This window comes from Bacillus sp. NPDC077027, from assembly GCF_050269555.1.
Classification (GTDB): Bacteria; Bacillota; Bacilli; order Bacillales; family Bacillaceae; genus Bacillus.
On sequence record NZ_JBNNIO010000012.1, the window covers coordinates 1 to 9,444 of the forward strand.

Consider the following 9,444-nt stretch of genomic DNA (forward strand, 5'->3'; position numbering starts at 1 on the left):
GTGTGAGTAACTGATTCGCTATTTGATTTGCCTTCGCATTTAGCTCCTCATAGGACCAACTGATGCCATTGAAGGAAACAGCTTTGCCAAATGGTACACGAGCAACCTGTTGTTCAAAGAGAGCATGAACTGTTTCGGTTGTTGGGACGTCAAGCACAGGTCCGTTCCATTCGGTCAGAAGCATTTGCTTCTCTTCCTCTGTTAAAAGGGACAACTGTTCTACCGGCTTATTTGGCTGAACCAGTGCTTGACTGATCAACTGACTAAAATAATGGCTCCAACGTTGAATCGTACTCTTGTTAAACAGTGACGTTGCATACTCAAACCGAAGACCGATTTGTCCGTCCTTCTCAAATACACCGAGGGTCAAATCAAACTTCGCACCACTCGTCGATTGATCCGTTTGGTGGAGCTGAAAACCTTCCAATTCAGGCAAGCTACGATCTGGATCATCCGTTGTCAGCATCACACTAAACAATGGATTCCGACTCGTATCCTTCGGAATATCTAATTGAGTCACTAAGTCTTCAAATGGGTAATTCTGATGCTCATATGCGGCCAAATTGACTTCTTTAATATGTGTTAGCATATCCTCAAATGCTCGTGCCGGATTTACTTGATTTCGCAGTGCCAGCGTATTCACAAACATTCCTGGTATTCGTTCCACTGCCGCATGACCACGTCCTGCGGTCACAGCCCCAATGACAATATCCGTTTGTCCTGTGAGCTTGTGCAGTAAAATAGCAAAGGTCGTTTGCATCATCATGTTTAGGCTTACACCCTGTGCTCTCAGAAAGGCTTCGATTTTCTTCGTCATGTCGGCTGACAACGTAACATCCACATGATCACCTGCAAATTGTTGAACAGCAGGACGCGGAAAATCGAGCGGTAACGCTAGTTCCTGAACAGGCTCTCGATATTGTTCAAGCCAATATAGCTTCTCTTGTTCAATCATGTGTTGCTGCTTATCTCCCTGCTGCCAAACAGCAAAATCCTTATAATGTAATGAAACAGGTGGTAATGACTTACCTCGATATAAGTCTGCCAATTCCTGAATCAGCAAGTTACGTGTAACACCGTCAGCAATAATGTGATGCATATCCATCATAAAGATATGTCTTTCACCTGATAACTTTGCAACTTTTGCTCTCATAAGCGGTGCGTGCTGTAACTGAAACGGTCTGACAAAGGTTTGAAATACGGTTTCTGCCTCTGCTTCTTCAATTTCCACAACCTCTAATGAGAGGTCAGCCTTTCGATGAACCTTCTGAACGGGAATCCCATCCACCTCAACAAATGAAGTACGTAATGATTCATGTCGCTCCACTAACAAATGAAGTGCCCGCTCCAGCTGTTCCACATCAAGTGCACCTTCCATCATCAAGACGGCTGGCATATGGTAAGTCACACCTTCTGGGTGAAGTTGATGAAGTACGTACATCCGCTTTTGAGCAGATGAAACCGGGTAAAAGTCTTGCTTTTTCGCTGGCTGAATATCCATCACGTTTTTGGGATCAGCCGCCTCTAAATAGGTAGCAAGCTTACGAATGGTCGGCTGTTCAAACAGGACTTTAAGCGGTACATGTTTCTTCAGGTTAGATTCAATTTTTGAAATAAGAAGCATCCCTTTTAACGAGTGACCGCCTAACTCAAAGAAATGATCATTGATTCCGATAGACTGCACACCTAATGTCTCTGTCCAAATGTCGACTAGCGCTTGTTCCAGCTCCGTTTCAGGCGGGGTATACTCATTTATTTCTTTATGTGCCTCATGTGGCAAAGGCAATGCTTGATCATCAACCTTACCATTTGGTGTCAGCAGCATTTCGTCTACTTTTACAAAATAGGTTGGAATCATATATTCTGGCAATTTGGCCGATAACACTTGCCTAAATAATAATGTTTCCACATGATCTGTTGATGTGTAGTAAAGCGCCAATTCTGGTAAGCGAGATGTATGAACGACTTTGACGTATACATCTTGGACAAGCCCTGATGTTCGAGCCACATGTTCTATTTCTTTCTTTTCAATTCGGTAACCACGAATTTTCACCTGATCGTCGGTTCTTCCCAAAAATTCAATATCACCATTAGGATGTTGTCTGACAACATCGCCTGTACGGTACATTCGCTCGCCAAGGATATATGGGTTTTGTAAAAAGCGCTCCTGCGTTAATTCAGGTTGATTGTGATAGCCTCTAGATAACCCCTCACCTGAAATATAGAGCTCGCCTGGTGCACCATGTGGAACAAGACGTTGCTGACCGTTTAACACAAGCGCCCTAGCCCCTTCAATCGGCTGACCGATGACTGATCGCTTCTTAAATCCTGCCATATCACAAGGATCGATCAGCTTTGCCACTGTACCGATCGCTGTTTCTGTCGGTCCATAGTGGTTCATGACCGCAACACATGGATGATGCTGATAGAAGATCTCAACATCTTCTGGAATAATTGGTTCCCCGCCAAGTACAACCAAACGAAGCGAGCTAAAATCATAGGCATTTGTATCTGCCATCATATGAAACAGCGATGGTGTCATTTTGACGTATGTGAGCTCTTGCTCATCTATATACTGTGCAAGACGAATTGGATCTGTATACACATCCTGTTTCGGTATATAAAGCGTCCCTCCCGCTTTCAAAACTGGGAATAAACTTGTATAGCCAAGATCATAGGCATAGGATGACAGAAGTGCTGTGCGATCAAAGTCTTGTAATGATACTTCTCTCGTAAACCAAGATACATAGTGGACGAGGTTACGATGGGTTAATTGAACGCCCTTTGGCTTACCCGTTGTGCCTGATGTATAAATCAGATACGCAAGCTGATCTACAGAAACGGCTGGGCGGTGACTTGATGACGCTTGAAGAATTGCTTCCTCTATCTCCAAAACATGACTGATTGACATATTTTTATATGAATCTATATAAGCTTTTTCAGTTAACACAAACTGTGCACCGCTATCCTCTAATGAATAACGGATGCGCTCAATCGGAAACTCTGGATCAATTGGTAAAAAGACACCGCCTGCTTTCATTACAGCTAGCATAGACACAGCAAGATTCACAGAGCGATCAAGAATAAGGGCAACCACTGCTTCTTTTTCAAGACCTCGAGTGATTAACTCACTAGATAGTGCGTTTGACATGTCATCCAACTCACGATAGGTTAGCTTTCTTTCACCATCTGAAACAGCAACCGTATTTGGCGCTTGTCTTGCTTGATGTGAGAATAGGGTATGGAATGGTTCATTGACACGTTCTTTTTGCGTTCTGTCCTTGCCTAACCTATGTCTTTGTTCTTGCGAATCTATCAGTTCAAACGCTCCAATCGGTCGATTCGGCTGTTTGATCGCCTCTTTCACAACCGCTAAGAAATGCGCACTGAACCTGCGAATGGTCTCCTCTTTGAACAGTGATGTGGCATAGTCAAAGCTCAGTTTGAGTTCTCCCTCACGCTCAAACGCCTCTAGGGATAAATCAAATTTCACTGCACGATGTTGCACGGCATAAGGCAAAATCGTAAGCTCGCCAAGCCTCAATGTTTGAACCTCCATGTTCTGCATATTAAAGGAAACACTGAACAACGGACTCCGGCTTGTATCTCGATCAAGTGGTAAACGTGCAATTAATTCTTCTAATGGATAGCTTTGATGCGTAAAAGCGTCCAGACTCGTCTGTTTCACTTCCTCAAGGAACTGTGAAAATGATTTAGCATGAAGAGGTTTAGCTCTCATCGCAATAGTATTTACAAACATCCCCGGCATATCCTGTAAGTCAGGGTGCGTTCGACCTGCTACAGGAGAACCAACAATGATATCCTCTTGTCCACTATAGGTGGCAAGTAAAACTTGAAAAGCAGACAGTAAGAACATATACATCGTCGTATCTGTTTGCTTAAGCAATTCATGGATTTGCTGTGTCGTCTTCTGATCACATCCAAACATCACACGTTCTCCAGAGAAATCCCGTTCGGCTGATCGCGGATAGTCTGTTGGCAAATCAAGTACAGGTAGCTCTCCTTCAAACTGCTTAAGCCAATATGCTTCGTGTTCTTTTTGTCTTTGTGTTTCTTTCTCTTTCGATTGCCATACCGCATAATCTTTATAATGTTTTTTGCGCTCTTCAAGCACTAAGCCTTCATATGCCTTCGCCAAGTCTTGAATAAAAATACGCATTGAACTACCATCTGTGATGATATGGTGAGCATCTATGACTAAAAGATGCTCAGCGTCTCTTATGTTGATGAGCTGTGCTCTTAAAAGTGGTGCAGTCCCAAGATCAAACGGCTTTGTAAAACCTGCAATGATTTCTGCATCCTCTTCCTTAGCCTCAATCAACGGAAGGTGGAATGAACCAGCCTTATGAACTTTTTGAACAACCTCTCCTTCTTTCATATGGAAAGTCGTTCTTAATATCTCATGGCAATGGATAAGCTTTTGAAAAGCTACTTCCAGTCGCTGAACGTCAAGCGCCCCTTCAAGTGTCATGACGATCGGTATGTTGTAGTTCGTACTGTTTGGCTCAAGCTGATGCAAAATATAAAGACGTCGCTGTGCCGGTGACACCGGATAGACTTCCGCTCGTTTAGCTGGTTCAATCCGTTCAAACTGAGGCTGTATGCTCCCCTGTGAACCTTGATCCAGATAGGAAGCAAGTGAACGTATGGTCGGATGCTCGAATACAGCTTGAATTGACACTTCCTGCTTTAGTACCTCTTGCACTTTTGCCGTCATCATCATTGCTTTTAACGAATGACCCCCAACCGTAAAGAAGTGATCCTCCACACATACCTCTTTGCCAAGAATGTCCTTCCAAATGGAGAAAAGAGCCTTCTCAGTGTCCGTTTCTGGCGCTATTTTCTCCTGTTGAGCCGTCAGTTTTGCTTCTGGCTTCGGCAATGATTTCCGATCAATCTTCCCATTTGTCGTCAGAGGAAATGCCTCAAGTTGCATGACATGATGAGGCACCATATATGATGGTAATGTCGCTGTTAATGCGGCCTTCACACCATCCTCAGTCACATCACCTGTATAGTAAGCGACAATCTCTTGGTCACCGGATTCAGTTACAGATGCCAACACAACCGTTTCTTGAATGCGGTCCATTTGTTGAAGTGTCGCTTCAATTTCTCCAAGTTCGATTCGGAAGCCTCGGATTTTGATTTGATCATCTGCACGTCCAAGAAATTCGATTTGACCATCAGCTAAATATCTTGCCAAATCACCTGTTCGATACAAACGCCCGCCTTGTTTGAACGGATCTGCTATGAACACTTCATTTGTTAAGTCAGAACGATTTAAATAACCTCGTGCTACACCATCTCCGCCTACATATAACTCACCAGGTGCCCCAATTGGCTGGAGCCTCTTATGTTCATCTAAAATATAAACTGTTGAGTGATTGATCGGCCTTCCAATTGGAATAGAGGAAGAGACCTCACCTTCTAGCTCATGAATCGTTGAGATCGTTGTATTTTCAGTTGGACCATACGCATTCAATAAGATGAGTTCTGGATGCGCCTTCTTCACCAGCTCTGCACTTTTTGGATTCATGACATCTCCACCAGTCATCAGCTTTCGAAGAGGTGTAAACATGTCGGGTCTTTGCAAACCGAGCTGATTAAATAAGCCAGTTGTCAGAAACATCGCTGTCAGCTCATGCTTCTGTATCAATTGTTCTAAACGATTGATATCTAGCAAAATATCACGATTCACGGGATACAAAGTCGCACCATTTAATAATGCTGTAAAAATTTCGTACGTAATCGCATCAAAACTGATTGCGCCTGTATGAGCCATTCGATCAGATTTGTTTAAACCGATTTTCTCTTGAGAGAGTGCAAGTCTCATAATATGGCGATGCTCAATGAGTACACCCTTTGGCTTCCCCGTGGAACCTGACGTGTACATAATATATGCTAGATCGGATGGCGAAACAGTTACATTGATTGGAGTTGAAGATACATGATCTGGAACAAGTCGAACATCTATGGCTTTTACTCCTTCAAATAGCGGTGGCTGCTCTCCATCATGTAAAAGTAGGGAAGCACCACTATCTTCAAGCATGTATTGCACTCTTTCCTTCGGCTGAGCGGGATCAATTGGCACATAAGCGCCCCCTGCTTTCAATATTGCTAAAATGGCTATCACCGCATCAGCAGATCGTTCCATATACACAGCAACCGCATCTTCCCGCTTAACACCAAGACGAACAAGATAGCTTGCTATATGATTGATTTCAGCGCTAAGCTCTTCATAAGTAAGCGTACGCTCTCCTTCCACCAACGCAAGATGAGATGGATGGTTTCGCGCTCGCTCTTCTAGCAGATCAGAGATGGACTGATGCTTTGGATAAACCGCCCCTGTTTCATTCCACTGATGGATTTGCTCTTGTTCATGAGCTGTTACACATTCTCCCTCTAAAAGACGCATTTCAGGATGCTCTATCGCCTGTTCCATCAGCTTAGTGATATGCTTAGCCACTCTCTCAATCATTTGTTCCTGAAAAGCAATGCCGTTGTATTTGATCTTAAGTGTCCACGTTTTGCCCGGATACACAAGCAAGTTAAAGTCGTAGCTCGTTTGTTCAAATCCACCTTTTACATCAATGGAGAAACCAAGACGACCTGCCATGTTGTCATTTGATAGTTCCTGATCGAGTGGATAATTCTCAAAGCCTACAAGGTGGTTAAACAATGGACTCCCAGCCGTTGCTTCTTGCTGAATGTCATATAGCGGCATAAAATCATAGCTTTCTGCTTCTAAAGCATGCTGTTGCATGTCAGTAAATAGCTGACTGAATGTACGGTTTTGGTCAAGCTTGACTCTAACTGGAATCGTATTGATAAATAGACCTGCCATGCTCTCAATGCCCGAAATGGTAGCTGGTCTTCCTGAAACCACTGTGCCGAAAGTGACATCATTTGACGCCTGATAGCGACCAAGTAAAATCGACCATATCGTTTGGAAAACATTTGGAGCCGTCACTTGATAGCGGCGCGCCAGTTCCTGAATTGCATCAACCACGCGTTCATTCCATGTAAACGTATATTCTCGGTTGTCATAACGACCATTTGTTTCTTGATGAAGTAACCATTCGTTATGCTGCGTTACACCCTCTAATCGTTTACACCAATAAGCCTTCGCCTCATCTTTGTCCTGCTTTCCGAGCCATTGGATGTAGTCTGCATAGGGTTTTCCTTGTGATGTATCTGGTGTTTTCCCGCTTCTGTATGACTCATAATAATGGAACAGCTTCTTCATGATGACACCCATTGACCAGCCATCCATGATGATGTGATGATTGCTCCAAATTACGTGCCAACTCTTGGCATCCAGTTGAAAAACAGCGACTTTAAATAAAATGTCCTTCGCTAAATGGAAACCTTGCTTTCTTACTTTTTCTTTATATTGATTCAGCGCTTCCTGCTTTTTCTCACTGTTAAGATCCGAAAGATCCTCTGTATACACATCTGCTTGACGCTCAGCAAGTACAACCTGACGAGGTTTTTGCAACTGCTGATAAACGAAGGCAGTGCGAAGAATATCAAATGTCCGTATTAGCTCATTCACACTTTTCTTAAAAAGTTCTAGATCAAAGTAGCCACTCAACTCCAGTTCAAGCTGCGTAAAGTAAGAAGAAGAATCAGGATCTAGCATGGCATGATACAACATACCTTCTTGCATTGGTGTTAAAGGATATACCTTTTGAATCTTTTGTTTGCTCATAGGCCACCTCTTTATTTTGCTTAAAATATATCCATCAGCTTTTCAAGCTCATCCATTGTCAGGTCATCATCTCCTACATCGCTTGGCGTTAGCTGACTTTCATCCTGTGTGATGCAATGAGACATGATGTTCTTTAAGTTTGTCTTAATCTGTTCTTTGAGGCGCTCAACGGTCTCTTCATGAAATTCAAGCGCATGATAGGCAATGGTGATGGTCAAAATGCCATGTTCAATGAATCCTACAATATCTAGAGCATGTGGCTTCTCAGATTGAGGGCTAATCGAATGACCTGTACTCCAATTCGATCGTCTCACATCACCTGCCCCCATCTCTTGATCAAACTGTCCAAGATAGTTGAAGCTCACTTCTGGCACGACATCAAATGGGATCTCTTCTTTCATTTTGTCAGGTGTTAAATATTTCAAAACGCCATAGCCTACACCTTTTTTCGGAATGTGACGAAGCTCTTCTTTCGTATGCTTGATTTGGTAAGAAAGATCATTTGCATAAGACATATCAAGCAATATAGGATACATGCTTGTAAACCAGCCAACCGTTCGAGAAAGGTTTACATGAGAAAGCACTTCTTCTCTCCCATGCCCTTCAAGATGAATGAATTGATGATCTTCTCCTGTCCACTGTTTCATCGACAGACCTAGCGCTGTCAATAGAATGTCATTCATGTCCGTATGATACGCTTCATGTACATCTGTCAAAAGCTGCTTTGTTTCTTCTGTTGTTAATGAAAAACGGCATGTACTTGTATGTTTCATACGTTGATCTGTCACACTGTGATCTTTTGGAAAAGGCTTCACGTCATGCCGAAGAACATTTTTCCAATACGTTTGTTCACTCAATAGCTCTTTTGACATCGCATATTCAGTCAGACGTTGTGCGTACTCTTGAAATGAGTGGGTCTTGTCAGGAAGTACAAATGACTCCCCGTGCTTCGCCTGTTCATATAACGATGTGAAGTCTTCAAGAAAGATACGCCAAGATACGCCGTCAATAACAAGATGATGAACAGCAAACAATAAATGATCTCCCTGATCAGTGTGGAAAATAACAGGTTTCAAAAGCGGTCCCTCTGTTAAATTGATGCTCGCTTGCACTTCGTTTGCTATTTGTTCTACCTGTTGCATCTGGTGAGACATATCTCCCTTTAATTCGATGACATCTAATGTGATCGAATCATTTAGAAGTCCTTGGTTATATTGAACAATTTTCTCCTCGTCTACTTGAAAGACAATTCTGAGCGCATCATGATGCTCCACTAGTTTCTGAATCACCTTCTCCGTCACGTCTGGATCAAACCCATTTGGCGCATGAAGCATCACTGATTGGTTCCAATGATGTTGGTTGGTGAACTTTCGTTCAAAGAACCAGCGCTGAATCGGTGTTAATATCACTTCTCCTTCCACTGGAGACTGATGGGCAATCGCCACATCCGCCACTTCAATATACGGTCGAATATCCGCAATCGTTGGATATTGGAATAGCTGTTTCATCTCAAGCTTCCAGCCAGTTTGTGTGAGTCTGCTTGCCATTTGAATGCCTTTGATGGAATCTCCACCAAGGAAAAAGAAGTTGTCATGAATACCGACCTGTTCCACACCGAGCACATCTGCCCAAATGTCACAAAGCAGGGACTCCATCTCATCTCTTGGCGCTTCGTATGTTGTCTTGCTTGCCTCCACATCAGGCGCTGGTAG

General features: G+C 43.2%; 2 protein-coding genes. Both read right to left on the reverse strand.

Annotation, left to right across the window (positions count from 1 at the left end; genetic code table 11):
• Positions 1 to 7,732 (reverse strand): amino acid adenylation domain-containing protein (locus tag ACQKEZ_RS19290; RefSeq protein ID WP_427303606.1); only part of this gene is annotated, 7,732 nt, incomplete at its 3' end.
• A gap of 20 nt (positions 7,733 to 7,752) precedes the next feature.
• A partial coding sequence (locus ACQKEZ_RS19295; protein WP_427303608.1) for a condensation domain-containing protein occupies positions 7,753 to 9,444 on the reverse strand: 1,692 nt, incomplete at its 5' end.